This is a genomic window from Streptomyces sp. NPDC033966, from assembly GCF_055575955.1.
This window is the reverse complement of record NZ_JBVIRQ010000009.1, coordinates 85,257-110,875: the sequence shown is the minus strand read 5'-3', so window position 1 is coordinate 110,875 and position 25,619 is coordinate 85,257. Positions and strand designations below refer to the sequence as shown.

At 73.7% G+C, this 25,619-nt stretch carries 21 protein-coding genes, 1 tRNA gene and 1 pseudogene; 13 read left to right on the top strand and 10 right to left on the bottom strand.

Annotation, left to right across the window (positions count from 1 at the left end):
• Positions 1-20 precede the first annotated feature (20 nt).
• Positions 21-920, bottom strand: a complete 900-nt coding sequence (locus ACZ518_RS25030) for an MmyB family transcriptional regulator (protein WP_469115229.1) — start codon at positions 918-920, stop codon at positions 21-23.
• Positions 921-1,225: 305 nt separating this feature from the next.
• Between ACZ518_RS25030 and ACZ518_RS25025 the strand changes: the two genes are divergently transcribed.
• The 3 genes from ACZ518_RS25025 to ACZ518_RS25015 all read left to right on the top strand — a co-directional run bounded on the left by ACZ518_RS25025 (position 1,226) and on the right by ACZ518_RS25015 (position 3,688).
• Positions 1,226-1,894 (top strand): helix-turn-helix domain-containing protein, encoded by a 669-nt coding sequence (locus ACZ518_RS25025; protein WP_007267543.1) that lies wholly within the window; start codon positions 1,226-1,228, stop codon positions 1,892-1,894.
• A 64-nt stretch (positions 1,895-1,958) separates the two neighbouring features.
• Entirely contained in the window at positions 1,959-2,516 is a 558-nt protein-coding gene (locus tag ACZ518_RS25020) for a toxin-antitoxin system, toxin component (protein ID WP_469115228.1), read from the top strand.
• The gene (locus ACZ518_RS25015) at positions 2,513-3,688 is read left to right on the top strand and encodes an MAB_1171c family putative transporter (RefSeq protein ID WP_469115227.1); all 1,176 of its coding nucleotides are present in this window, start codon (positions 2,513-2,515) and stop codon (positions 3,686-3,688) included. The genes ACZ518_RS25020 and ACZ518_RS25015 overlap by 4 nt, the downstream gene beginning before the upstream one ends.
• A gap of 76 nt (positions 3,689-3,764) precedes the next feature.
• On the opposite strand, the gene ACZ518_RS25010 is transcribed toward ACZ518_RS25015, so the two are convergent.
• Positions 3,765-4,541: a bestrophin-like domain gene (locus ACZ518_RS25010; RefSeq protein ID WP_469115226.1), complete on the bottom strand. Its 777-nt coding sequence runs from the start codon at positions 4,539-4,541 to the stop codon at positions 3,765-3,767.
• Positions 4,542-4,635: 94 nt separating this feature from the next.
• The gene (locus ACZ518_RS25005; RefSeq protein WP_469115225.1) at positions 4,636-5,217 is read right to left on the bottom strand and encodes a hypothetical protein; all 582 of its coding nucleotides are present in this window, start codon (positions 5,215-5,217) and stop codon (positions 4,636-4,638) included.
• A gap of 242 nt (positions 5,218-5,459) precedes the next feature.
• On the opposite strand from ACZ518_RS25005, the gene ACZ518_RS25000 reads away from it, so the two are divergent.
• Genes ACZ518_RS25000 through ACZ518_RS24990 form a run of 3 tightly spaced genes read left to right on the top strand, consistent with a single transcriptional unit; the run spans position 5,460 to position 7,979 of the window.
• Positions 5,460-6,707, top strand: coding sequence for a sensor histidine kinase (locus ACZ518_RS25000; protein ID WP_469115442.1), 1,248 nt, complete (start codon positions 5,460-5,462; stop codon positions 6,705-6,707).
• Positions 6,695-7,366 (top strand): response regulator transcription factor, encoded by a 672-nt coding sequence (locus ACZ518_RS24995; protein ID WP_469115224.1) that lies wholly within the window; start codon positions 6,695-6,697, stop codon positions 7,364-7,366. The genes ACZ518_RS25000 and ACZ518_RS24995 overlap by 13 nt, the downstream gene beginning before the upstream one ends.
• Positions 7,367-7,415: 49 nt before the next feature.
• Entirely contained in the window at positions 7,416-7,979 is a 564-nt protein-coding gene (locus ACZ518_RS24990; protein ID WP_469115223.1) for a DUF6245 family protein, read from the top strand.
• A 164-nt stretch (positions 7,980-8,143) separates the two neighbouring features.
• On the opposite strand, the gene ACZ518_RS24985 is transcribed toward ACZ518_RS24990, so the two are convergent.
• Both ACZ518_RS24985 and metG read right to left on the bottom strand, forming a co-directional pair.
• Positions 8,144-9,343, bottom strand: a complete 1,200-nt coding sequence (locus ACZ518_RS24985; protein WP_469115222.1) for a glycosyltransferase 87 family protein — start codon at positions 9,341-9,343, stop codon at positions 8,144-8,146.
• Between the two features lie 198 nt (positions 9,344-9,541).
• Positions 9,542-11,257, bottom strand: coding sequence for a methionine--tRNA ligase (gene metG, locus ACZ518_RS24980; RefSeq protein WP_469115221.1), 1,716 nt, complete (start codon positions 11,255-11,257; stop codon positions 9,542-9,544).
• Between the two features lie 578 nt (positions 11,258-11,835).
• Between metG and ACZ518_RS24975 the strand changes: the two genes are divergently transcribed.
• Positions 11,836-12,366: a sigma-70 family RNA polymerase sigma factor gene (locus ACZ518_RS24975; protein ID WP_469115220.1), complete on the top strand. Its 531-nt coding sequence runs from the start codon at positions 11,836-11,838 to the stop codon at positions 12,364-12,366.
• 800 nt (positions 12,367-13,166) lie between these two features.
• Positions 13,167-13,886: pseudogene (locus tag ACZ518_RS24970) on the top strand (IclR family transcriptional regulator domain-containing protein); the annotation flags it as partial.
• Positions 13,887-14,200: 314 nt separating this feature from the next.
• On the opposite strand, the gene ACZ518_RS24965 reads toward ACZ518_RS24970, so the two are convergent.
• The 3 genes from ACZ518_RS24965 to ACZ518_RS24955 form a co-directional block, all read right to left on the bottom strand.
• Positions 14,201-15,856: a serine/threonine-protein kinase gene (locus ACZ518_RS24965; protein WP_469115219.1), complete on the bottom strand. Its 1,656-nt coding sequence runs from the start codon at positions 15,854-15,856 to the stop codon at positions 14,201-14,203.
• Between the two features lie 134 nt (positions 15,857-15,990).
• Positions 15,991-16,075: transfer RNA gene (locus ACZ518_RS24960), tRNA-Leu, on the bottom strand.
• Between the two features lie 168 nt (positions 16,076-16,243).
• The gene (locus ACZ518_RS24955; RefSeq protein WP_007267526.1) at positions 16,244-17,185 is read right to left on the bottom strand and encodes a beta-ketoacyl-ACP synthase III; all 942 of its coding nucleotides are present in this window, start codon (positions 17,183-17,185) and stop codon (positions 16,244-16,246) included.
• A 208-nt stretch (positions 17,186-17,393) separates the two neighbouring features.
• On the opposite strand from ACZ518_RS24955, the gene fdhD reads away from it, so the two are divergent.
• Positions 17,394-18,233 carry a formate dehydrogenase accessory sulfurtransferase FdhD gene (fdhD, locus tag ACZ518_RS24950; RefSeq protein WP_469115218.1) on the top strand — a complete coding sequence of 280 codons (840 nt, stop codon included), beginning with the start codon at positions 17,394-17,396 and terminating at the stop codon, positions 18,231-18,233.
• 31 nt (positions 18,234-18,264) lie between these two features.
• Here the strand turns inward: fdhD and ACZ518_RS24945 are convergent, their stop codons facing one another.
• The gene (locus ACZ518_RS24945; protein ID WP_469115217.1) at positions 18,265-18,693 is read right to left on the bottom strand and encodes a (2Fe-2S) ferredoxin domain-containing protein; all 429 of its coding nucleotides are present in this window, start codon (positions 18,691-18,693) and stop codon (positions 18,265-18,267) included.
• A 9-nt stretch (positions 18,694-18,702) separates the two neighbouring features.
• Positions 18,703-19,755, bottom strand: a complete 1,053-nt coding sequence (locus tag ACZ518_RS24940) for a bile acid:sodium symporter family protein (protein WP_469115216.1) — start codon at positions 19,753-19,755, stop codon at positions 18,703-18,705.
• Positions 19,756-19,888: 133 nt separating this feature from the next.
• On the opposite strand from ACZ518_RS24940, the gene ACZ518_RS24935 reads away from it, so the two are divergent.
• The 4 genes from ACZ518_RS24935 (at position 19,889) to ACZ518_RS24920 (ending at position 25,610) form a co-directional block, all read left to right on the top strand.
• Positions 19,889-20,740 (top strand): LysR family transcriptional regulator, encoded by an 852-nt coding sequence (locus tag ACZ518_RS24935; protein ID WP_469115215.1) that lies wholly within the window; start codon positions 19,889-19,891, stop codon positions 20,738-20,740.
• Positions 20,741-21,575: 835 nt separating this feature from the next.
• On the top strand, positions 21,576-23,402 hold the full coding sequence (locus ACZ518_RS24930) for an AMP-dependent synthetase/ligase (protein ID WP_469115214.1): 1,827 nt from the start codon (positions 21,576-21,578) through the stop codon (positions 23,400-23,402).
• A 162-nt stretch (positions 23,403-23,564) separates the two neighbouring features.
• Positions 23,565-24,218, top strand: a complete 654-nt coding sequence (locus tag ACZ518_RS24925; RefSeq protein ID WP_469115213.1) for a hypothetical protein — start codon at positions 23,565-23,567, stop codon at positions 24,216-24,218.
• Between the two features lie 120 nt (positions 24,219-24,338).
• A complete protein-coding gene (locus ACZ518_RS24920; protein ID WP_469115212.1) occupies positions 24,339-25,610 on the top strand; it encodes an ABC transporter substrate-binding protein in 1,272 nt (423 codons plus the stop codon).
• Positions 25,611-25,619: the final 9 nt, after the last annotated feature.

Below are 25,619 nucleotides of genomic sequence, written 5' to 3'. Positions count from 1 at the left end.
GACCAGTCTCCCCCGCGGCGTCACTCCCCCAGCGACGGCACGGCCCGCAGGCGTGCGCCCTGCTGCTGCGGGAAGCCCGCACCGCCGCGCACCGGACCGGCCGGCAGGCCCTGCGGGGCCGACAGCACGAGGGTGATCCGGGTGAGACCCATCCCCTCCAGCATTCGGCTGGATTCCGCCACCATCCGGCACCGCACCAGACCCCATCCGGGGTCGGGATGGCGCACCGTCCGCACCGCGCCGTCCAGTTCCGCGGCGGCCTCCCCGTGGGTGGTCAGCCAGTGCGGGACCCCGTAGCGGTAGGCGGCCTCCATGAACGGGTCCCGGGCCACCTCCTGACGGATGCTCCGCAGCCCCTCGTCCTCCGGGGCCTCGGCCAGGGCGGTCGCGAACTGGGCCAGCAGCGGTACGCACCAGGCCGGTTCGTGGTCCTCCAGCACGGCCGCGGCGTCCGGGTGGAACAGCACGAAGCGCAGGAAGTTGTCGTCCGGCAGGGCCGTCGGGTGGGGGCGGACCGACTGGAACAGCCGGTCGAAGGCCGAATTGGTGAGGGCCACGTCCCAGCGGTGGTCCACCAGGAAGCTCGGGTAGGGCACGGCCTCCATGAGGGCCGCGTAGTCGACCAGGTAGTCGCGCTGGGCCGGGTCCTGGGGCAGCCTGCTCTCCTCGGCCGCGCGCCAGGTGGGCGGCGGGTCCCGGTCGACCATGACCCGGAACAGCCAGAAGCACTGCCGCTCGCTCATCTCCAAGGCCTCGGCCAGGGCGAGGAGTTTGCGGTCCGTCCACTCCTTGACGAGCCCGCGCTCCCAGTTTCCGTACGCGCGCACGCTGATGCGCAAGCGCGACGCCACGTCCTCCTGGCTCAGGCTCAGTTCTTCGCGGCGCTGGCGCAAAATCTCCTTGCGCCGCTCCGACCTCACTGCGCCGCGGGGCTCATCGCCCGCCAGGCGCTCCTCACCGGCTCGGACGAGGCCATCAGACGGGCCCACCGCTGCGAGATGTGGCACCGAGAGCTCCCCCTCCTCAACGGTCTGGATCTTCATTTCCGTGTGGCGATCCTGCTACCGACTTCATTCGAGTGTCAACTATTGTGGCAATTCCAGCCGAGCGACAGCTCATTCCCGCCACAGCTGTGGCAAGTTCTGGCTCTCCCAAAACAAACCGGATAGATTCCTCAAGGCCGACCACGTGCCCACTGACCTCGCGCGATCTAGGAGAACCACTGGTGACAGACGGCTTCCCGGCTCCCGTCGCGGTGGCCAACGCGCCCCTGGCAGCGACCGTCACGCGGGTCGCCGAACTGGCGAACAAAATGGGCCGCGACCCGAACCAGGTCTTCGACCTCCGCCGGCTCTCCGAGGCGTCCGGGGTTCCCACCGATGTGATCAGGACCCTGCTCGAAGGCCGGCGGGCGGGCGAACCCGATCTGCAGGCGCGTTTCCTCCAGCGCCTTGACCTGCTCCGGCGGACCCGGGTCAAACCCAACGGCCGCCGCTACACGCAGCAGGAGATCGCCGACGGCGCCGGCATGTCCCGGCAGCAGGCGGGCGCCCTGATCAACGGCGACCGGCGGCCCACGATGGAGCACTGCGACGCCATCCAGCGGTTCTTCGGCGTACACGCGGGCTTCCTCACCGCCCATGACGCCGACGCCCTCACGGACGCCCTCCAGCGCACCGAGCAGCAGCTGCTCCAGGACTTCGCGGGGCGCGAGCGGCAGACCGTACCGGCGGAGGCGGCTTCGGCGGGCGATCCGCTGGCAAGACTCCTGCAGAACCACGGCGTACGGGGCATCGCCTGGCGGGCCGCCCAACTGCCCAGCGACAAGCACCGGGACAAGGTGACCGAATGGCTGGACATGCTTCTCGAAAGCGTCAAACCGAACGAATCATGACCCAGTCGAAAGTCTGGATCTGATCCTTGAGTCCTGATCCGGATCCGCGCCGACGGGGAGAACGGTGAGCATAGGCAGAGCGCAGCGGCGGTTGTGCGCGGAGCTGGTGTCCGGCATCAAGCTGGCCGCCCCCGTGGAACCGCTGGATCTCTACGCCGCCCTCTGCGAGGGCATGAGCAGGCACCGCGGCCGCCCGGTGGAGTTCCGGATGGCCGCGTTCCCCCAGGGGACCGCGAGCGGTCTCTGGCTCGACATGGCGGACCGGGACCTGGTGGTCGTCGAGGAGCGCACCGCGCCCGACCACCAGCTCGTCATCCTCGGCCACGAGCTGTGGCACATGAAGGCCGGTCACTGCAGCCACCACGTCGACGGGGCCGCCGTGGCCGCCCGCCTGCTGACCGACGCCGCCGACCTCGGCGAGACGGTCCGCAGCGTCGCCGCCCGCACCCGGGCCGACGTCCAGGAGGAGACGGAGGCCGAGAGCTTCGGGCTCCTGCTGGGCAGCCGCTGCCGCACCTGGCTGGCCGGCTCGGCGGGCCACCGGCCACCGGCCCACCGGGACGAGCTGGCCGGCCGGATCGAGACCTCGCTCGGCTACCGGGGGCGCAGGAACGACCGTTGAGCGGACCGGACTACTACATCCCGGCGGCCGCGATGGCGGTGGCCCTCGTGTGCAAGCTGCCGGCCCTGCGCACCAACGGGCGCGATCCGCTCCTGCGGTCGGTCTTCGTCCTGCTCCTCCTCGGCGGCTCGGTGTTCACCTTCGCCGCCCCGCCCACCATCGCCGCCGTCAACCGCTGGACCGGCGTCCCCAACGTCTCCGCCCCGCTCGTCTACTGCCTGATGACCGCCTTCAGCGCCTCCTGCCTCGTCCTCGTCTTCAACTGGCGCGGCGGTCCGGTGGCGGAGATCCGGCGCACCTCGCAGCGCTGGATCGCGGGCTACTCCGTGATCGTCGCGGCCATCGTCGTCCTCTTCGCCCTCGGTGACGCCCCCGTCGAGCGGCTGCGGGACTTCGACACCTACTACGCGAACACGCCCTACATCCGGCTGATGATCACGGCCTACCTGCTGGCGCACAACGCCGCCGTGCTGATGATGGTGTCGATGTGCTGGCGCTGGTCCCTGCGGGTCGGCGGCTGGCTCCGGGCCGGGCTGGTGATCATCGTCGCCGGCTACACCATCAGCCTCGCCTACGACGCGGCCAAGATGTCCGCCGTCGCCGCCCGCTGGCTGGGCCACGACCTGGACTACCTCAGCACCTACCTCGCCCCGCCGCTGGCCGCCTTCGCCGCCCTCGTCAGCTCCGTGGGCTTCGTACTGCCGCTGGTGTGCCAGCGCGTGTCGGACAGCTGGCGCACCTGGAGCACCTACCGCCGCCTCGGCGCGCTGTGGCACGAGGTGCAGACGACCGTGCCCCGCGGCACGCCCTGCGTGCGGATGTCCTGGTGGTCCCCGGCCGCGATCCGGGTGATCCAGCGGGAGTCCGACATCCACGACGGCTTCCTGCGCCTCGGCCCGGCCTTCGACCGGCGCCACCGCGACACCGCCTACGAGCGGGCCCGTGCGGCCGGGGCGGACGAGGAGACGGCCCGCGCCGTCGCGGACGCGGCGATGGTGGTGGCCGCCGTACGGGCCAGCGCCGCCGACCCGGAGGGGACCGGGAACGGCGACGAGGAGCGGGTGCCGCTGCTGGCCGACGGGCCGCGCGACCTCGTACGGATCTCGCACGCCCTGCGGCACTCGCCGCTCGTGGCCGCCGTGCGGCGGCAGGCGGCCCCGACGGGAAGCTGAACCGGCCGGAGCCGAACCGGCCGGAGCCGGGCCGGGCCGGGCCGGGAACGGCCGGCCCGCGGGCCGACGCGGACGCTCAGCGGGAGGCCGTCACCGACAGGGCCGGGAACAGGTCCTCGAAGGGCCCGGCGGAGTCGGTCCCGTCCCGCCCGTAGGGGGCGTCGAAGCTCCACACCATGAACAGCAGGAACACGATCAGCGCGCTGAACAGCCCGGCCAGCAGCAGCTCGCGCCCCGAGCGCCGGATCTGCAGGGTGAAGATCAGCCCGATCGTGACGAGACCGCCGACCACCAGCCCGAACCAGACCACGCTCGGCAGGGTGGACTCGTCGCTCTGCGTGCGCGAGTGCCGGGCGTCGTCGGCGGCCGCGATGTGGTCGAGCAGCGGCTGGTAGGCCTGCGCCTGGAGCTCGTTGGCGGGGCTCTGGTGGGTGACGTCGGTGCGCAGCTTGCCGAGCAGCTGCGCGCCCTCGGCGGAGGCGTCCTGGCCGGAGACCAGCCGCGGCCAGTCCACGCTGACGGTGTGGGCGACGTACGCGTCCACCTCGCCGCGGATCCGGTCGCGGACGGGCCCGGGGTAGACGTCGGCCCTCTGGGTGACCTCGTACAGCGACTGGGCCTCGCGGCGCACGCTGTCCTCGGCCGCGCCGCGCGCCTCCCAGACGCCCGCGATGGCCAGGCCCAGGACGATCGCGTAGACCACGCCGACCATCATCGTCATGTACTCGATGACGTCGGGGGTTTCGCTGGTGTCCTCGTCGTCCGCGACCCGGCGGTGCCGGACCACGGTCATGGCGAGGACGAGGGCGCAGACGAGCGCCATGGCGATGGCCAGGACCAGCCATTCGGACACGAGGGATCTCCCGTTCGTGGATGCGCGGACGCATGGGGTGTGTGACAGCAGGGGGATGCGGGGGGGGCGAGGCGGCTGCCCGGGGCCGGGGGCGTCAGCTCCGGCTCTTGGAGCGGGGGCGCAGCGCGGCGGCGGCCAGCACGGCCGGGGTGGTCACGACCACCATCAGCATCATCGTGCTCAGTCCGTCCGGGCCGCGCCGCTCCAGGGCCACCGAGCGGTACGGGCGTACGTGGAACCTGCTCACCCGCTCGACGGCGGCCATGGCCCGGGGCGGGGCGGGGCCGTCGGCCGGGGCCGGCTCCGGCTCCGCGTCCGCCGCCGGCGGAGCCTGCGGCGGCTGCGGCGGCTGCGCCGGCCCGCCCGGCACCGCTGCCCCGGGCACGGGCCGCTCCGCCAGCCCCGGCGCCAGGCCGGGGTGGCGCACCGTGGGCCGTACGGCGCCGGGCACGGTCACCCGTACGGGCGGCGCCGCCGACGGGGTCCCGGGCCGCGCCACGGGCGGGGGCGGCATGGCGGGCGGCCGCGCCGCGGGCGGCCCGGGCGGCCCGCCGGGCACGCACACGTCGACCCGCGCCCCGCGGCCGTGGCCGTCGCCCGCGACCGCCACATGGCCGTGCAGCGGGCAGAGCGCGGCCACCAGCCCCGCCCCGGCGAAGTACTGCCAAGCCGTCACCGCGGTCCTCCCGATCCGGCAGCCGATATGAGGGTTACGACTGAAGAAACGATCAAGGCCCGTCTTCGGACACGCGGATCTGCGGCTTCGTGGCGGTGGGCGCGGCGATCTGACGGCCCGTGGGCACGGAGGGCGGCTCGCGCGGACCCGGTGGACCTTTCCGGGCACGGCACTAGGCTTCCGCTGTGTCCGCCGCCTCCATACCCCCCTCCCCCGCCCCGCCCGTCGCCGTCTGGCGGGTCATGCGGCGGCCGCTGCGGTTCCTCGGGTCGTGGTGGCCCTGGCGGTGCTGGGGGTACCTCGCGAGCGGGTTTCCGCTCGGGTACGGGGTGCTGCTCGCGCTGGTGCTGTTCGTCGGGCTCGGGGTGCTCCTCGCGGTCGCCGGGGTGGGGCTGTTGCTGCTGGTCGCCGCCCTGGCGGGGGCGGTGCCGCTCGGGGAGCTGGAGCGGCGCCGGCTGCGGTGGGTGGAGCCGGAGCCGGTGGCCGACCCGCACACCTCGCTCGCCGGGGCCGGCCCGGCCGCCTGGCTGCGGACCCGGCTGCGCGAACGCGCCACCTGGCGGGAGTTCGGTTACGCCGTCCTGCTCGGGGTGGTCTTCGGGGCGGCCGGCTTCGGGGTGCTCACGCTGCTGGCGTTCGCCCTGATCCTGGTGGCGGCCCCCGTCATCGTGTGGGCCCTCGCGCCGGAGCCGGTGATGCTGGTGCCCGGCGAGGCGGTGGCCGGGCCGCTGGAGGCGCTGGGCGGTACGGCCGCGGGGCTGGCCGGGCTGGTGCTGACCGCGTACGCGGGAGCGCTGATCGCCGGGGCCCAGGTCAAGTGCGCCCGGCTGCTGCTCGGGCCGCGCGCGGAGGACGACCGGGTGCTGGAGCTGACCCGCTCGCGCGTCCGGCTGGTGGAGGCCTTCGAGGCCGAACGGCGGCGCATCGAGCGGGACCTGCACGACGGCGCCCAGCAGCAGCTGGTGGCCCTCAGCATGACCCTGGGCCTCGCCGAGCTGCGGCTGCGCGAGCACCCCGGGGCGGCGGACGCGGCGGCGCTGGTGAGCCGGGGCCGCCAGGAGGCGAAGCTGGCCCTCGCCCAACTGCGGGACCTCGTACGGGGGATCCACCCGCAGGTGCTCACCGACCACGGGCTCGCGGCGGCGGTGGCGGAGGTCGCGCTGCGCCATCCCGTGCCGGTCACGGTGGACCTGGAGCTGCCCCGGCTGCCCGAACCGGTCGAGGTCACGGCGTACTTCACCGTCGCCGAGGCACTCGCCAACGCGGCCAAGCACAGCGGCGCCTCACGGGTCGGCGTCGCCGGTAGGGTCGAGGGTGACCGGCTCACCCTCACCATCACCGACGACGGCCGCGGCGGGGCCGATCCCGGCGCGGGGGCGGGCCTGGCGGGTCTCGCGGACAGGGTGGCGATGTTGCAGGGCAGGCTCACGGTGTCCAGTCCGCTGGGCGGTCCGACCGAACTGAGGGTGGAGGTCCCGTGCTCCGGGTGATCCTGGCCGAGGACTCCGTGCTGCTGCGGGCCGGGCTGACGGAACTGCTGACCCTGGGCGGCCACCGCGTCCTCGCCTCCGTCGGTGACGCCCCCGCGCTGCTGCGGGCCGTGGCCGCCGAGCGGCCCGACGTGGTCGTCACGGACGTGCGGATGCCGCCGGGGCTGCGCGACGAGGGGCTGCGGGCCGCACTGGAACTGCGCTCCGCGGACCCGTCCCTGCCGGTCCTGGTGCTCTCGCAGTACGTGGCCACGGCGTACGCGACCCAGCTCTTCACCGGCGGTTCGGCGGCCGGGCTGGGGTACCTGCTCAAGGACCGGGTCGGCGAGGTCACCGAGTTCCTCGACGCGCTGCGCCGGGTGCACGAGGGGCAGACGGTCATCGACCCGGAGGTGGTCCGCGTCCTGCTCGCGCCGCGGCCGGCGAACGAGCCGCTGGCCCGGCTGACCCCGCGCGAGCGGGAGGTGCTCGCGCTGATGGCGGAAGGGCTCAACAACCAGGCCCTGGCGGCCCGCCTGTTCATCACCGAGGCCTCCGTCGTCAAGCACGCGAGCAGCATCTTCACGAAGCTGGACCTGGACCCGACGGAGGGCAACCGGCGCGTCCTGGCCGTCCTGGCCCACCTGCGCGGCGCGGGAGGGCAAACCGCCGCAGATTGACATCACTTCGGACTCCCCGCACCCGGCCGGAGACAGGTAGCGTGCCGGTATGACGAACGAGGGGGATCAAGTGACGGTGGAACAGATCGGCGCGGCCCTGGCCGCGTTGGGCGTGTACGACGGCGACAACTCCCCGGAGGAACACGCCCGGAAGGCGGCGGAGTTCGCCAGACCCGAGATCTACCGGCTGCGGCTGCTCAGCACCCTGCTGGGCGCGGTGCAGGGGCAGACGCAGCTCGCCGACGAGGCCGAGGAGGACGGGGAAGACCTGTTCACCGCGTGGTTCGAGCAGATCAAGGCCGCCGGTGTCTGGGACGACCCGGCGAAGCAGATGGACTTCCTGGGCTGGCAGGTCCGGCGGGTGGGCGTCCCGCTCTACATGGTCGCAGGGGACCCCGACGCCGGGCCGCTCGTGGTCGCGGCCTCCCGCGCCGGCGAGGCACTGCACACCCTTCTGGGCGTCATCGGGGCGGTCGACGCCGCGCTCGCGCGGGGCGACGACGAGACCATCATCCACCAGTTCGGTGCGATCAAGGCGGCCCGGGAGTTCCTGGTGGACGCCCTCGCCCGCACCGACGCCATGCTGGAGTCGGTCACACCGTCCGGCGCGTAGCCGTTGCGCCCCCGGCGCAAGTCCCGGGGGCCGCACAGTGATGCGGCTGTGACCTGCGGATGTTCAGAGAAAGAGCGGCGCCCGGCTCGACATCGCCGCCCTCACCCTGAGGGACCCCGGGGACACGCAAGGGGTGGTGGCCGACCGCCCTGACCCCGCGCCCGTCACCGCATGGGCACCGGGCTCCCGAGCCGCCTGCGGGAGCGGGCCACCACCCGCGAGGGGGCAGGACCGGCGGGCGCGGCCGAGCGGGCCCAGGCCACCAGCAGCAGCGGCAGCGCCAGGTAGCCGAAGCGGCCCGCCGGGGCCAGCAGGAACGCCAGGGTCAGCCCGAGCGCGAGCCGGTCGGCCGCGGCCACCACGCCGCGCGGCGGGCGCACCAGCAGTGAGAACGCCACGCCCAGCCCGCCGAGCAGCAGCAGAGCCACCGTCAGGTACCAGCCCCACGGCCCGAGTTCCGCCAGCAGGTGCCCCGGCAGCGGGCTGCTCGCCGGGGTCGGCACCTCGGCCCGCCCGGTCGGGAAGGCGAACACCTGCCGCCACAGCTCCCCCGGCTGGAGCAGCAGGCTCGGCACCACCAGGGCCGTCGTGCCCAGCAGCGTCACCAGCGCGCACCGCAGCGCCGCCCGCCGGCCCCGGCACGCCGTGAGGAGGGCCAGCACCACCGCCACCGCGGGCAGCGCCGTCCACTTGAGGGCGCACGCCGCGGCCAGGGCCGCCCCGGAGGCCGCCGGGCGGCCGGAGGCGGCGGCCGCGAGGGCCAGGCAGCACAGCCCCGCCAGCGGCAGGTCCACCCCGCTCACCGCGAGCGGAAGGGCCACGACCGGCGAAGCCACCAGTGCCGGGAGCAGCGGGGAGGGGGCGGTGCCCAGGAGGCGGCGGCCCGCCCGCATGCCGCCGAACAGCACGGCCGCGCACCACAGACGGGCGTCGCCCAGCAGTCGTACCGCCCACTGGTGCCCGCCGCCGGAGCCGTCGCCGAGCAGGGCGCGCGGGATGCCCAGGAGGGCCGTACCGGGGAGGTAGGGGGTGTACTCCTCGACCCCGGCCGGCCGGTCCACGTAGAGCCTTCCGGTCTCCAGCAGGAGCCGCCCGGACCGCTCGATGACGCCGACCTCGGACTGCCCCTGTCCGGTGAGCACCAGGTACAGCAGCGGTACGGCCACCGCGCCCAGCAGCGCGGCGGCGAGCGCTTCCCGGCGCCGGCCCAGGGCGGTGGCGGCCGCGGCGGCGAGGTAGCCGGCGGCCGCGCACCAGCCCCACAGCCGGTGCGGGGCCAGTGAGGAGAACAGCGGGAAGGCCAGCGCCCAGGCGGCCGCGAGCAGCCAGCCGGCGGTCCACCGGGCGGTACGGGAAGGGGTCATGGACCCATTCCAGCCGCGCGGCCCGGGCCGGGTCTGCACGCCCAGGTGGAGTCGTGGTGGTGGGGTTTTGCCTACCACCGGGGCCAGCCGGGCCCCGGCGCCCCACCCGCCACCGGGGCCACCGGGGGCCGCCCGCCGGGTACGCCGAAGGGGCGCGGCCGCACGGGCCGCGCCCCTTCAGGACGGTGACGGGGGCGCTCAGGCCTCCGGGTTGCCGCCGAAGCGCTCGCGGTAGGACTCCAGGTCCTCCTCGGTGATCCGGGCGAAGAGCACCGGGGGCACGGTGAACGGCGTCCCCGCCGGGACCGTGTCCAGCGCCTTGGCCTGCTCCGGGGTGACCCAGGCCGCGGTGTCGCCGGCCAGCTCGAAGGAGGAGCGCATGGCGCGCGCCGAGGCCGGGATGAACGGCTCGGAGACCACCGAGTAGAGGTGGATGAGGTTCATCGCGGTGCGCAGGGTGAGGGCGGCGGCCTCGAGGTCGGTCTTGACCTCCAGCCACGGGGCCTTCTCGTCCAGGTAGGCGTTGCCGGCCGACCACAGGGCGCGCAGCGCGGCGGCGGCCTTGCGGTACTGGAGGGTCTCCATGTGGCCCTCGTACTCGGCCAGCAGCTCCGCGATCTGCTCGCCGAGCCTGGCCTCCGCCTCGCCCGCCGGGCTGCCCGCGGGGACCTCGTCGCCGAACTTCTTCCGGGAGAAGGTCAGTACGCGGTTGACGAAGTTGCCGAGGGTGCCGCCGAGGTCCTTGTTGACCGTGGCCGCGAAGTGCTCCCACGTGAAGGAGGAGTCGTCGGACTCGGGCGCGTTGGCGATGAGGAAGTAGCGCCAGAAGTCGGCGGGCAGGATCTCGAGCGCCTGGTCGGTGAAGACGCCGCGCTTCTGCGAGGTGGAGAACTTGCCGCCGTAGTACGTCAGCCAGTTGAAGGCCTTGACGTAGTCGACCATCTTCCACGGCTCGCGGGTGCCGAGCTCGGTGGCGGGGAACATCACCGTGTGGAACGGGACGTTGTCCTTGGCCATGAACTGGGTGTAGCGGACGTCCTCGGCCTCGTACCACCACGACTTCCAGTCGCGGTCGGCCGGGGCCGCGTCGGCCCACTCCTTGGTGGAGGCGATGTACTCGATCGGCGCGTCGAACCAGACGTAGAAGACCTTGCCCTCGGCGGCCAGCTCGGGCCACGTGTCGGCCGGGACCGGGACGCCCCAGTCGAGGTCGCGGGTGATGGCGCGGTCGTGCAGGCCCTCGGTCAGCCACTTGCGGGCGATGGAGGAGGCCAGCTGCGGCCACTCGTCCTCGTGCCGCGCGACCCAGGACTCGACCTCGTGCTGCAGCTTGGACTGGAGCAGGAAGAGGTGCTTGGTCTCGCGGACCTCCAGCTCGGTGGAGCCGGAGATCGCCGAGCGGGGCTCGATCAGGTCCGTGGGGTCGAGGACGCGGGTGCAGTTCTCGCACTGGTCGCCGCGCGCCTTGTCGTAGCCGCAGTGCGGGCAGGTGCCCTCGACGTAGCGGTCCGGCAGGAAGCGGCCGTCGGCGGGCGAGTACACCTGCCGGATCGCGCGCTCCTCGATGAAGCCGTTGGCCTGGAGCTGCCGCGCGAAGTGCTGGGTGATCTCCACGTTCTGCGGGGAGGAGCTGCGGCCGAAGTAGTCGAAGGACAGCTCGAAGCCGTCGTAGACCGCCTTCTGGGCGTCGTGGGCCTGCGCGCAGAACTCGGAGACGGGGATGCCGTTCTCCTTGGCGGCGAGTTCGGCGGGGGTGCCGTGCTCGTCGGTGGCGCAGATGTACAGGACGTCGTGGCCGCGCTGGCGGAGGTACCGGGAGTACACATCCGCCGGAAGCATCGACCCGACCATGTTGCCCAGGTGCTTGATCCCGTTGATGTAGGGAAGCGCGCTGGTGATCAGGTGTCGAGCCATCCTCGGATGCTCCATTCGTTTCATTTGTACGGATCTACGCGTGACAACGCGCGGTTCATCGTATCGAACCGGCGAAACGCCACGCGTCGGCTTTTTCCCGGGGGTCCGGGGGGCGGTACGTGGGGACGCAACGCAAAAGCGAGGACTGTGACCTCTCCGTCACGGCCCTCGCGATGGGCCCATGCTACAGCCGCACCGCGGGGGCCCCGACCGGTGTCCGCGCACCGGACCGCCCGTGGGACCGGGCGGGGGACCGCCCGCGGGACCGCGCGCCGTACCGGAAGGCGGACCGGAAGGCGGACCGGACACGGGACCGGACACCGGACCGCCCGCCGGACCCGGCCGGCCCCGGCATATGCGTTCGGGCTCCCCGGCACCTCACGTGATCGGCATCGGTCACCATTCGATCACCACCGGACCTAATCCCCTCATGTTGCTCCTCCGCCCCCTCGGAGGGCGTAGGCGCTGCTCTCATGGACCCCGCACAGGGGATGAGGTGGGGAACGGTGAACGATGGCGGACCGGAGGAGTCCGGCGGGGCCGTGGGACTGCCCAGCCGACGGCGGCAGCCGACGCCCATGAGTCAGTGGGATCCGACCGCGCGCCTGTCGTACTGGGCGTTCCACACGAACCGGCGGCCCGCGTACATGCGCTTCGCGTACCTCCAGCTCGGCTCCGACGCGGCCGCCGAGGACGCGGTGGACGCCACCTTCGACTCGATCATGAACGAGTGGCTGCGCATGCTCCACATGGACCGCCTCGACGCCTACGCCTGGACCGTGCTCAAGCAGCGGATCGTCGACTGGCAGCAGCGCCGCGACCCGCGCCTGCGCCGCCCCGAGCCGATGGACATCAGTGCCTTCGAGGCGGCCCTCAAGGAGGCGCACGCCGACCAGTACGAGGTGCTGACCGACACCATCCGCTTCTACTCGGCGGTCTCCCGCCTCGCCGAGCGCCAGCGGGACACCGTGCTCCTGCGCTACGGGCTCCAGTGCACCCCCGGTGAGGCCGCCGCCGTGATGGGCGTCGACGAGGCCACCGTCCGCTCGCAGCTCGGCCAGGCCCACCGGCGCCTCGCCCGGCTGCTCGGCACGTCCGCCGGATCATGACGCCCGCCGAGGACCCCGGCCCCGGCGGCAGCCGTGCGGCGGCACCGCGCTCCCTGGCGGAGTTCCTGGCCCGCGCGGGCGTGCGCGACCGCTACCCGCACTACGACCTGGGCGCGGCCGAGGCCCGGCTGCTGCGCGTGCCCCGCACCCCGGGCGCCCCCGCGGCCGCCCCGTCCCGGGGCCGGCGCCGGCCCTTCGGCTGGAGCGACCCCGCGCGGGACCGCCCGCTGGAGTCGGAGCGGGCCCGGCGGGACCTGAAGGCCGCCTGCCTGGCCGTGGTCGGGGACCCGCGCGCCGGGGCCGACCTCGAAGCCTTCCTGGAGAACCGGCACAGCGACCTGCCGGGGGCGGTCGTGTTCGGCTGCCTGCTGTACCTGGCCGGGCTGCGCGAGGGTGCCCGCTTCTGGTGGCAGTTCGCCGCGGGCTCCGGCAGCCCGCGCACCGCCCCGGCCGCCTACTGCCTCTTCCTGGACCACTCCCGGCGCGGCGAGCACCACGACGCCCGCCTCTGGGCGCGGGAGCTGGGCCGCCGGGGATTCCGTCCCGGCGGCCGCCGCGAGCTGCGCGAGGTGCGGCTGTGCGCCCAGGCGGCCGTCCTGCGGTACGTCGACCAGTGCGACGACCCCGATCTCGGCCCGGTACCGCTGCCCAGGCCGGGGCTGCCCGCGGTGCTGGCCGCGTTCCTGCCGCCGCCCCCGCTCCCGGCGCCCCGGCCGCGCCCCGGCCCGGGCCCGCTGCGCCACCCCGCGCTGACGTCGGCCGCGCGGGGGACGGTGGTCCAGTCCGACACCGGCGAGGCCTTGGCGCAGGCGCGGCGCGCACTGGCCGCCGTGCGGGTCCTGGAGCGGCACCCGGTCGGGGTGCGGGCGGCCCGGCTCGCACGGGAGTCGGGGCTCGCCGGGGCGGAGCTGCGCCCGCTGCTCGTGATGCTGCGCGAGGAGGAGTACGCGTACTGCCCGGCCCCCGGGGTGTACGCGCCCGGCCCGGCCCTGGAGCGGCTCGCGGCCCCCGGCGGCAGCGGCCTGGCGGGGCAGCTCCAGCGCACCCTGGCGCTGGCCCGCGACAGCGCGGGCGCCGCCGTGTACCTGAGCCGGTACGCGGAGGGCGAGGTCCGGATCACGCAGATGGCGGACGGGCCCGGGGCTCCGCCGGTCCGGGAGTGGGTGGACTTCCGGGCGGCCGCGCACGCCAGTGCGGTCGGGAAGTGCCTGCTGACCCAGCTCGACCACGACGGCCGGGCCGACCACGTGGCCCGCCACCGCCCCACCCGGCTCACCGCGCGGACCATCACCGACAGCCGGGCCCTGTTCAGCGCCCTGGACGCGGTGGCTCCCGGCGCCCCGGTGTTCGACCTGCGCGAGTACTCCCCCGGGGTCGTCTGCTCGGCGGTGCCGATCGCGACGGGCGACGCGGCCGGGAGCCTGGCCCTGTCCCTGCCGGCGGCGCACGCGCACCGGCTGGGCTCCGCGACCGAGGCCCTGCGCCGCAAGGCCGTCCCGGTGCTGCTGGCACTGCTGCTGTCCGGGGCCCTCCCCCCGGACGTCCCGGCCGGCGCGCCGCCCGCCGCGCCGCCCGGCGCCGCCACCCCGGAGACGCTGCGCCAGCTGGGCCGGCTCTTCCGTGCGCCGCTGACCCGCTTCACGGGCTCGGCCGGCGGCCCGCACCTGGTCAGCGACTCCGCGTCGGGGGCGGCGTACCTGTTCGACGACGCGCCCCAGGAGGGCGGGGGGCCGCGCCTCGCACTGCCGCAGACCCTGGGCCCGGTCGCGCCGGGCAGCCTCCCGGCCCCGGAGGGCCTGGTGGTCCTGGGCACCCTCCGGGGACGGACGGACTCCTAGCCGAGCGGGACGAAGGAGTCCAGGGCGGCGTCGAAGTTCCCCCTGGCCTGGGTGAGGCGGCCGAGGGGGGCCGAGACCCAGACGTCGTACATCCGGCCGTTCTCGTCCCAGCAGAGGTCGAAGGTGTGCCGGGGTCCCTCCGCGGTGGTGAAGCCGTTCCAGGTGAACTCCCAGAGGGCCGCGGGCAGTCCGTTGTGCGTGGTGGGGACGATCGTGTTGTCGCGGTAGCCCGGGTTGTTGGAAGGGCCGTTGGCGTCGGACTGCCGCATCGCGGCGAGCGGCCCGCCCGAGGCCGGCTTCACCTTGATGCCGATCCGGATCGCGCCGTCCGGGGAGACGTAGAAGACCCGCTGGTCGTCGGTGGTGCGCTGGAAGCCCTGCGGTACGGCGAGCCCGAAACCGTCCGGGTCGGAGACGAAACGGTACCCGGCGGGTGCCGCCTTGCCGGGGGCCGGCTGCGCGGGCGCCGCCGGGGCCGGTGCGGTCACCGTGGCCGTGGTCGTGGCCGTGGCCCCCGCGGCAGCCGGGGGCGGGGCCGTCGGGGACTGGGGGGCGGAGGTGGTCACTCCGGGGGAAGGGGAGGTGGGGGCGCCCGTCCCGGCCGCCCGGTCCTTGTCCCCGGTCCGGTCCGAGAGCAGGGAGGTCACGGCGACGGCGCCGATCACGGCCACCACGACGAGCGCGGCGACCAGCCCGACGCGCAGCCCGGCCCGGCGGTTCCCCTGCCCTGTGGCGGGGCCGGTCCGCGCCGTGACCCGTTCGGTCGGCGAGTACCCGGGCGGGGCGGCGGGCCCGGCCGGGCGGGCGGGGCCGGGGGTGCGGTCGAGGAGGGGCAGGCTGCCGGTGGTGACGTACGCGGACAGCATCCGCCGGGCGTCCGCCACGCCGAGGCGGCGTTCGGGGTCGCGTTCCAGCAGGCCGCGAATGAGCGGGGTCAGCGGCCCGGCCTGCGCCGGCGGGCGGATCTCGTCGTAGACGACGGCGTGCAGCACCCCGCCCAGCGAATCCCGGTGGAAGGGCGACTCGCCGGTCAGCGCGGCGCACAGCAGGGCTCCGAGGGACCACAGGTCGGATTCGGGTCCGGCGGCGGCGCCCTGCATCCGCTCCGGGGAGGTGTACTCGGGCGAGCCGACGAAGGCCCCCGTCTCGCTGATCGTGGTGGAGCCCGCGAGGCGGGCGATGCCGAAGTCGGTGAGCACGACCCGGCCGGTGCCCGCCTCCATGAGGACGTTGGCGGGTTTGACGTCCCGGTGGAGCACCCCGCGGTCGTGCGCCGCGTTCAGGGCGCCGAGCAGGGCGAGCCCGACGCGGGCGGTCTCGCCGGCGTCCAGCGGCCCGCCGGCACCGAGGCGGTCGGCGAGCGAGCCGCCCTCGACGAGTTCCATCACGATGTACGGGCGGCCGTCGTCCTCGACGACGTCGTGGACGACGACGACGTGCGGGTGCTTGATCTGCGCGACGGTGCGGGCCTCGCGCAGGGCGCCCGCGGCTTCCCTGCCCTCGCCGACGTGGAGTTCCTTCACGGCGACCGCGCGGCCCAGGAGCTCGTCCGAGGCCTGCCACACGGTTCCCATGCCGCCCCGGCCCAGCCTCTTCCCCAGGCGGTACCGCCCGGCGATCACGACGTCGTTGCGCGGTGCGTCCTGCGACACGTTCCCCCCTTGACCCGGTCAGGCCCCATGATGCCGCACGGGTGGATCCGGCCACCCCGTTCTGCGTCGAGCTCACCCGGGCTTCGCCCCGGAAACGCGAAAGAACCCCACCGGAGTGGGGTTCTTCCTCTGTGTGTCCGAGGGGGGACTTGAACCCCCACGCCCGATAAAGGGCACTAGCACCTCAAGCTAGCGCGTCTGCCATTCCGCCACCCGGACCAGGTGGTCGGCCCCGGTTTCCCGCGGCGACATGGACAACCATAGCAGGGGATCGACGGGCTTCCGACCACGTTTACGAGCGGCCGCCGGTCCGCCACGCCGCGCTGACCTGCGGGCATGCCGGGAGCCCGGCCGCGCGGGGGGCCGGCCCCGGCCGCCGGGGCCGCCCTACGGGCAGCTGATGACCTGGCCGGCGTAGGAGAGGTTGCCGCCGAAGCCGAAGAGCAGGACAGGGGCGCCGGAGGGGATCTCGCCGCGCTCGACCAGCTTCGAGAGGGCCATCGGGATGCTCGCGGCGGAGGTGTTCCCGGAGTCGACGACGTCGCGGGCGACGACGGCGTTGACGGCGCCGATCCTGGCGGCGAGCGGTTCGATGATCCGCAGGTTGGCCTGGTGCAGCACGACCCCGGCGAGCTCCTCGGGGGTCACCCCGGCCTTCTCGCAGACCTTGCGGGCCAGCGGCGGGAGCTGGCTGGTGGTCCAGCGGTAGACGGACTGGCCCTCCTGGGCGAAGACGGGGGGCGTGCCCTCGATCCGCACCGCGTGGCCCATCTCCGGGACCGAGCCCCACAGCACCGGGCCGATGCCGGGTTCCTCGCACGCCTCGACGACGGCCGCGCCCGCGCCGTCGCCGGTCAGCACGCAGGTGGTGCGGTCGGTCCAGTCGGTGATCTCGGTCATCTTGTCGGCGCCGATGACCAGCGCGCGGGTGGCGGAGCCGGCCCGGATCGCGTGGTCGGCGGTGGCCAGGGCGTGGGTGAAGCCCGAGCAGACGACGTTGATGTCCATCACGGCGGGCGCGCCCCGCATGCCCAGCTTGGCGGCGACGCGCGCGGCCATGTTGGGGGAACGGTCGATGGCGGTGGAGGTGGCGACGAGGACGAGGTCGATGTCGTCGGGGCTCAGGCCGGCGTGCGCGAGGGCCTTGCCGGCGGCCTGGTAGGCGAGCTCGTCGACCGGCTCGTCGGCACCGGCCACGTGGCGGGTGCGGATGCCCACCCGGGAGCGGATCCACTCGTCGTTCGTCTCGACCATGGCCGCGAGGTCCTCGTTGGTGAGCACTTTCGCGGGCTGGTAGTGCCCTAGCGCCACCACGCGTGAACCGGTCATGGGCGGGGTCCCCCTCTGTACGGCAGGCATTCAGGTTGACCAGCTTTGCCTGCTACCGGCGGGTACGTGTGCGCGTGACCCAACAGGATTCCGCCACTGGAATTTGGAGCATTCCGAGCAACTTCCTGCCGGAACCGCCCGCGGTGGCGGATCCGGGAGAATGTCCTCGTCAGGTGTGGGCGAAGACGGAACAGGTGGGCTGATCGCGATGGGACGGGTCACCGAGCGGCGCCGTGTCGTACGCATCCGGGGCGGGGCGGCCGGGGTACGGCCCGACACCCTGGTCGCGGAGGAACCGCTGGAGATACGGCTGAACGGCAAACCGCTGGCCATCACGATGCGCACCCCGGGCGACGATTTCGCGCTGGCGGCGGGCTTCCTCGTCAGCGAGGGCGTCATAGCGCGCACCGCGGACGTCCAGGCCGTGACGTACTGCGAGGGCGCCACCGAGGACGGCTCCAACACCTACAACGTGGTCAACGTGCAGCTGGCCCCCTCGGTTCCCCTTCCGGACATCACGCTGGAGCGGAACGTCTACACCACCTCCTCCTGCGGGCTGTGCGGCAAGGCCAGCCTGGACGCAGTGCGTACGGCGACCCGTTTCCCGGGGCTCGCCGACGATCCCGTACGCGTCCCCGCGGAGCTCCTCGCCGAGCTGCCGGACCGGCTGCGGGCGGCGCAGAAGGTCTTCGACCGCACGGGCGGGCTGCACGCTGCCGCGCTGTTCTCGGCGGAGGGCGAGCTGCTCGACGTACGGGAGGACGTGGGGCGGCACAACGCCGTGGACAAGATCGTCGGGCGGGCGCTCCAGGCGGGCCGGCTGCCGCTGGCCGGGTCGGTCCTGCTGGTGTCGGGGCGGGCGTCCTTCGAGCTGGCGCAGAAGGCGGTCATGGCCGGTATCCCGGTACTGGCGGCGGTCTCGGCACCGTCCTCGCTGGCGGTGGACCTGGCACTGGAGTCGGGGCTGACCCTGCTCGGCTTCCTGCGGGGCCCCGACATGAACGTGTACGCGGGCGAGCAGCGGATCCTCCTGCCGGGCAACACCTAGGGACGTGTCTGGTGGATCAGGGCCGGGCGCCCTAACGGCGGCGGCCCCGGCGCGGGGAGGCCGTGGGCTGCTTCGGCTCCGGGGGGTCGATGCGGTGCAGGTCGAGGGTGGCCGGGAGGGGGGTGCTGCCGGGGCCGCCGGATTCGGCCCAGGCGATGATCTCGTCCGTCGCGGTGTCGTCCAGGGCCCAGCCGAACCAGACGGCCCGGGCGCCACGCCGGCGGGCCTCGGAGGTGGGCTGGACCACGATCACGTTGGCCTGCGCGCACGGCCCGAGGCAGTCGCTCGTACGGACCGCGAGGCGCCCCCCGGACGCGGCGGCGGCCTCCCGCAGCCGGGCCAGCTGTCCGGCGTGGTCGGAGCCGGGGTTCTTGCGGGGGTCCCCGCAGCAGCAGCCCCGGCAGACGACGAGGGTGCAGGGGCGCGGGGCGGTGGCGGCGAGCGGGCGTATCCAGGTCACCGACGCACGTTACCGGCCCTGCGCGGCGGGGGGTTGGACCCCGGGCGAGACCTCCACCACACGTCGAGCGGGGAGTTGGTCCTGGGGGACCGCCTCGGGGTCCCGGGCGCGGCGGCGGGCCAGGACCGCGCAGACCATCAGCTGCATCTGGTGGAACAGCATCAACGGCAGCACCGCCAGGGAGGCCTGGGCCCCGAACAGGACGCTGGCCATGGGGAGTCCGGCGGCGAGGCTCTTCTTCGACCCGGCGAACTGGATGGCGACGCGGTCCGCGCGGCCGAAGCCGAGGCGCGCGGCCCCGTACCAGGTGGCGAGGAGCATGACGGCGAGGAGTACGGCCTCCACCGCCATCAGGGCGCCCAGGCGCGGGAGGCTGACCTGGCGCCAGACCCCGGCGGCCATGCCCGCGCTGAAGGCCGCGTAGACGACGAGCAGGATCGAGCCCCGGTCGACGTAGCCGAGCACCTTCTTGTTGCGGGTGAGGAAGCCGCCGACCCAGCGGCGCAGGCCCTGCCCGAGGAGGAAGGGCAGCAGCAGCTGGAGGACGATCTTGAGGAGGGAGTCGAGGGAGAAGCCCCCGGCGTCGTTGCCGAGGAGGGCGGCGGCGAGCAGCGGGGTGAGCAGGATGCCGGCGAGGGAGGAGAAGGACCCGGCGCAGATCGCGGCGGGGACGTTGCCCCGGGCGATCGAGGTGAAGGCGATGGAGGACTGGATGGTCGAGGGGACCAGGCAGAGGAAGAGCAGACCGCTGTAGAGGGGCTGGGTGAGCAGGCCGGGGACGAGGAGGCGGGCGGCCAGGCCCAGCAGCGGGAAGAGTACGAAGGTGCAGGCCAGGACGGTGAGGTGGAGCCGCCAGTGACGCAGCCCGTCGAGGGCCTCACGGGTGGAGAGCCGGGCCCCGTAGAGGAAGAAGAGCAGGGCCACGGCGGCGGTGGAGGCCCCGTCCGCGACGGTGGCGCCGGCGCCCCTGGCGGGGAGCAGCGCGGCGAGGCCCACGGTGGCGAGCAGGGCCAGTATGTACGGGTCCAGGGGCAGCCGGGCGGGAAGGCGGGGGCGTCGCATGGGGGGTGCTCACTTGCTGTCGTACGGGGGAAGGCGAGGGGTACGACCATCGTCGCGGGCCGGCGGTCATCGGGAAACACGCACACCGCTCTGACTGCCATCACGGAACGCGATGACGCCGTAGGCTGGGGGCATGTACGACCCGGTCCAGCTGCGCACCTTCCTCACGGTGGCCCAGACGCTCAGCTTCACGCAGGCGGCGGCCCGGCTCGGGGTGCGGCAGTCCACGGTCAGCCAGCACGTGCGGCGGCTGGAGGAGGCCACGGGTCGGCCGCTCTTCGTGCGGGACACGCACAGCGTGGGGCTGACGGAGGACGGCGAGGCGCTGCTGGGGTTCGCGCGGACCATCCTGGAGGCGCACGAGCGGGCGGCGGCCTTCTTCACGGGGACCCGGCTGCGGGGGCGGCTGCGGTTCGGGGCGTCGGAGGACTTCGTGCTGACCCGGCTGCCGGAGATCTTGGAGGGGTTCCGGCACGAGCACCCCGAGGTGGACCTGGAGCTGTCGGTGGAGCTGTCGGGGACGCTGCACGAGCGGCTGGACGCGGGGCGCCTGGACCTGGTGCTGGCCAAGCGGCGCGGGCCGGGGGACGAGCGGGGCCGGCTGGTGTGGCGGGACCGGATGGTGTGGATCGGGGCGGAGGGGCTGCGGGTGGACCCGGAACGTCCGGTGCCGCTGATCGCCTTCCCGCCGCCGGGGATCACCCGGGCGCGGGCCCTCGAAGTTCTGGAGCGGGACGGCCGGGCGTGGCGGGTCGCCTGTACGAGCGGCAGCCTGAGCGGTCTGATCGCGGCGGCCCGTGCGGGGCTCGGGGTGATGGCGCACACCCGGGGGCTGATCCCGCCGGGCCTGGTACGGGTGGGCGGGCTGCCGGAACTGGGACCGGTGGAGTTCGCCCTGCTCCAGGGCCGCCGCCCGACCCCGGCGGCAGAGGCCCTGGCGGCCGCCGTCCTCGCGGGCGGCGACCGCCTGAGCCGCCCGGCCTAGGGGGCCCCGGGGCGGGCCGAGGCGGGAGGCGGATCGAGCGGGCCCGGCGCGTCCGGCGCAGGCCCGGGTCCCCGCACGATCGCCTCGACCAGGGCGGTGAGGCATGAGCGCCCTACTGCGCCCCGACGCTTCCCGCGCTGTCCTGATCATCCTCTGGTGCGGGTATCAGCCCAAGGCGGTCGCCGGACGCCGGGACGACAGGAGCGCGTAGCGATCCGGCGCGCCTGGAAGCGCCGCAGGCCGCTCCGATCAACCTCTCGTGCGCATGGCCGCACCCCAGGCCCGGAACCCCACCTCCTGAAGGCCCGGATGCCCGGCCGGCCGACGCCCGGCCCCTCGCCCATCCCTGACGACCCGTCCCTCCCACCATGGACCGTGCCGTTCTTTTGGGGGTTTCCCGGCAGTCTTTCGGCTTTCCGGGGCGGGTCGGTCGGTCAAGGGTCGCCGAAGGCGATCACGAAGTGACGCGACCGAAGGGAGCGCCCTTGAGGGACCGGACCGGACCGGAAGGACGATGGGACTGACGGGAAACCCCCAAACCCTCCCTGACACCGCCCGAGGGGCTCCCCACCCCCACCCCACCGGCCCGCACCCAGGGAGGCGGGTGGGCAACCACCGGCCCGCCCCCACCCCTCGAGGGGGAGATAGCGGACCCGCGCCGCACCATGCGCCCGAGGTCCGCACACACGCACACACGCACACACGCACATACACCTGCGTCGCAGGTCGCGGGGGATGCGGGGGCGGGGGGATCTTGTGGAGGTTTCCGCGGGGGTGCCGGGCGCGGGTGCGGGTGAGGTAGCGTCGCGGCGCCCTGCACGCAGAGGAGCGGAACTTGCGCGAGTTCACCGTCCCACCCCTGGTCACCGGCGCGCCGGCCGGAGGCCTGGCCGACACCGTCTTCCTTCGCGCCGGGCAGGACCCGGAGCACGTGGTGCTCGGGCGCAAGACGGACGGGGTCTGGCGGGACGTGACCGCCCGTCAGCTGGCCGGGGAGGTGCTCGCGCTCGCCAAGGGGCTGCTGGCGCAGGGGGTCCGCTTCGGGGACCGGGTCGCGGTGATGTCCCGTACCCGTTACGAGTGGACGCTGTTCGACTTCGCGCTGTGGGCGATCGGGGCGCAGCCCGTCCCGGTGTACCCGACGTCGTCGGCGGAGCAGGTGCACTGGATCCTGTACGACTCCGCCTGCACCGGCTGTCTGGTGGAGAACGAGGACCAGGCGATGACGGTCGGCTCGGTGATCGAGCGGCTGCCGGGGCTGCGGTTGCTGTGGCAGCTCGACGCGGGGGCGGTGGAGGAGCTGGTGGCGGCGGGGCGCGGGGTGGCCGAGGACGTGGTGCACCGCCACCGCGGGGCCGTGACCCCGGACGCCGTCGCGACCGTCATCTACACCTCGGGGACCACGGGCCGGCCCAAGGGCTGCGTGCTCACCCACGCGAACTTCATGTACGAGACCGACACCCTGGTGGCGCGGTGGGAGGCGGTCTTCCGGGCGGGGCCGGGCGGGGAGCAGCCGTCGACGCTGCTGTTCCTGCCGCTGGCGCACGTGTTCGGGCGGATGGTGGAGGTGGCTGCCGTGCGGGCCGGGGTGAAGCTGGGGCACCAGCCGGCGGTGGCCGCGTCCGAACTCCTGCCGGACTTGGCCGCGTTCAGGCCGACGTTCGTGCTGGGCGTGCCGTACGTGTTCGAGAAGATCTTCGCGGCGGCGCGGCGGACGGCGGAGGCGGACGGGCGCCGGGGTCCCTTCGACCGGGCGGTGGAGGCGGCCGTCCGGTACGCGGAGGCGCGTGAGCAGAAGGCGTTCGGAAGCGGACCCGGGCCTTCGGCGGCGTTGCGGATGGAGCACCAGGTCTTCGAGAAGCTGGTGTACGGGAAGGTCCGCGAGGCCCTGGGGGGCAGGTTGCGGTACGCGATGTCGGGCGGGTCGGCGATGTCGCGGCGGCTGGGGCTGTTCTTCGACGGGGCCGGGATCACGGTGTTCGAGGGGTACGGGCTGACGGAGTCCTGCGCGGCGGCGACCGCGAATCCGCCGGGGGCGGTCAAGTACGGGACGGTGGGCCCGCCGATCCCGGGTGGCACGGTGCACATCGCCGACGACGGGGAGGTGTGGCTGCACGGCGGCCACGTCTTCGCCGGGTACCTGGGTGATCCCCGGTCCACGCAGGAGGTGCTGCGGGGCGGCTGGCTGGCGACCGGGGACCTGGGGCGGCTGGACGAGGACGGCTATCTGACCATCACGGGGCGCAAGAAGGAGATCCTGGTGACCTCCAACGGCAAGAGCGTGGCCCCGGCGGCCCTGGAGGAGCGGGTGCGTTCGCATCCGCTGGTGTCCCAGTGCGTCCTGGTGGGCAACGACCGGCCGTTCGTCGCGGCGCTGGTGACCCTGGACATGGAGGGGGTCGCGCACTGGCTGTCCATGCGCAAGCTGCCGCAGCGGACGGCCGAGCAGGTGGCGGGCGACCCGGACCTGACGGCGGAGGTGCGCAGGGCGGTGGTGGCCGCGAACACCCTGGTGTCGCAGGCCGAGGGGATCCGCGCCTTCCGGGTGCTGGCCGAGCAGTTCACTGAGGAGCGCGGGCTGCTGACGCCTTCGCTGAAGCTGAAGCGGCGGGCGATCGAGAAGGCGTACGAGCGGGAGGTCGCGGGCCTGTACCCGTCGTAGGGGTGTCTGGCCCCGGCCGGGCCCGTGACCCCCGTATGCCGCACCTGTCTCCTGGCGTTCGGGTGAAAGTGGGCAGCGCCCACGGCGGGCAGCGCCTGCGAGGAGCCGCCTGTGCGAGCGTTCCGACCGTCACCGAACCCTCAGGACGGGAGAGACAGGCAGATGGGTGCATCCACGTGGAAGCGGCGTCTGATGGCGGCCGGAACGGTGCTGGCGGTGAGCGGCGTCCTGCCCCTGACGGCCGGGGCCACCCCCGCGTTCGCCGACGCGTTCCTGCAGATCGAGAAGTCCCACACGGACACCTTCGTCCGCGGCGGTACGGCCATCTACACCCTCACGGTGACCAACGGGTCCCAGGACACGAGCACGGGCCTGGTGACGGTCACCGACGTCATGCCGGAGGGCCTCACATTCAACGGCGGCAGCGCCCCCTTGGGATGGGACTGCAACCAGTCCTCCCTGGAACAGCTGGTGTGCACCACGTCCATGGCCCTGTCCATGGACACCCCCCAGCTCTTCGACGTCTCGGTCAACATCGCCGCGGACGCCCCCTGCAACCTGACCAACTCGGCCTCCATCTCCGGCGGCGGCAGCCCTGCGGATTCCGACAGCGACCCCACGGTCGTCACCGGGGGCACCTGCAACGGGGGGAACGGGGGCGACGGCGGCGACGGCGGGGGCGGCGGGGGCTCCCTCCTGGGCGTCAACCTCAACGGCGTCCTCCCGATCTACAACAACATCAACACCCAGAACAACATCCTCAGCCCCGGCGCCTCCAACAGCTCTCGCCAGAACCTCGGTCTGAACGCACCCTGAGGCCCCCGCGCGACGGGAGAAGCGCGACCTGACGGACCGTCATTCCATCCCGCCGAATATATTGACGGTGCGTCAGGTCACGCACAGAATGCGGGGATTCCTACGGAGGGGGATCCACCCATGTCGCGACCCATCCGCGCCCTGGCCGCCGTGGCGGCCGTGCTCGCGCTCGTCTCCGCCTGTAATTCCGCCTCCACTTCCGACCGGACGGTGCCGGGGAATTCCGGGGACGCGCCGGGGAACCGGCGCGGGGTCACCGACAAGACCATCAAGGTCGGCGGCATCGTGTCGATGACCAGCGCCAGCGGCTACAGCAAGAAGGACACCGACCTCGGGGCGAAGGCCCGCTACCTCAGGGCCAATGCCGAGGGCGGCGTGCACGGGCGCACGATCGACTACACGGGTGCGGAGGACGACGGCCAGGACCCCGGGAAGAACCTGGCGGCGGCCCGCAAGCTCGTCCAGCAGGACAAGGTCTTCGCCATCGCCCCGATGAGCTCGGTCACCTTCTCCGGCGCCGACTTCCTGGAGCAGGAGAAGGTACCCACCTTCGGCTGGGGCACCCTGCCCTCCTTCTGCGGCCCCCAGTACATCTACGGGTTCAACGGCTGTCTGGTCCCCTCCCCCGGCGGCACCCTCAACCAGACCTGGCCCGAGGGCATCGCCAAGCTCCTCGGCGGGGCCGAGGGGAAGTCGGTCGCCGTCATCGCGAACGACAGCGACGCCGGCAAGTTCGGCATCCGCACCTTCCAGCAGGGCTTCGCCGCGGCCGGGTTCACCGTCTCCTACGCCAAGGCGTCGGTCCCCGCGACGGCCGTGCCCAGCGACTGGAGCGCGTACGTCAAGGAGATCACGGAGAGCGGCGGCGGCAAGGCCCCCGACGCCGTCGTCTCGGTCATGCAGACCCCGAACAACATCGGCCTCTTCACCGCCCTCAAGCGCGCCGGCTACAAGGGGCTGCTCTCCGACCCGACCGACTACGACCCCGGGCTGCTCGCCAAGGACGCCACCCGGCAGGCCCTCGAAGGGGTGCACGTCCTCCTCCAGTTCGAGCCCTTCGAGTCGGACAGCCGGAAGATGGCCCAGTTCAAGGCCGACATCAAGGCCGCCTCGGGCGGGCAGGACGTCCCGTTGAGCATGCACATGCTCACCGGGTACATGTCGGCCGACCTCTTCCTCGCCATCGCCCAGAAGGCCGGCAAGGACCTCACCACCACGCACTTCCAGAACGCCGCCCAGAGCTTCTCCGACACCGGCACCCTCGTCGGCGACCGCGCCGAGCCCAAGGGCCAGAAGGACAGCTTCGGCTGCGGGGCGCTCGTACAGCTCAAGGGCGGCCGGTACGAGGTCTCCGTGCCGTTCGAGTGCCACGAGCCGATCCCCTTCAAGTAGGGGCGACGG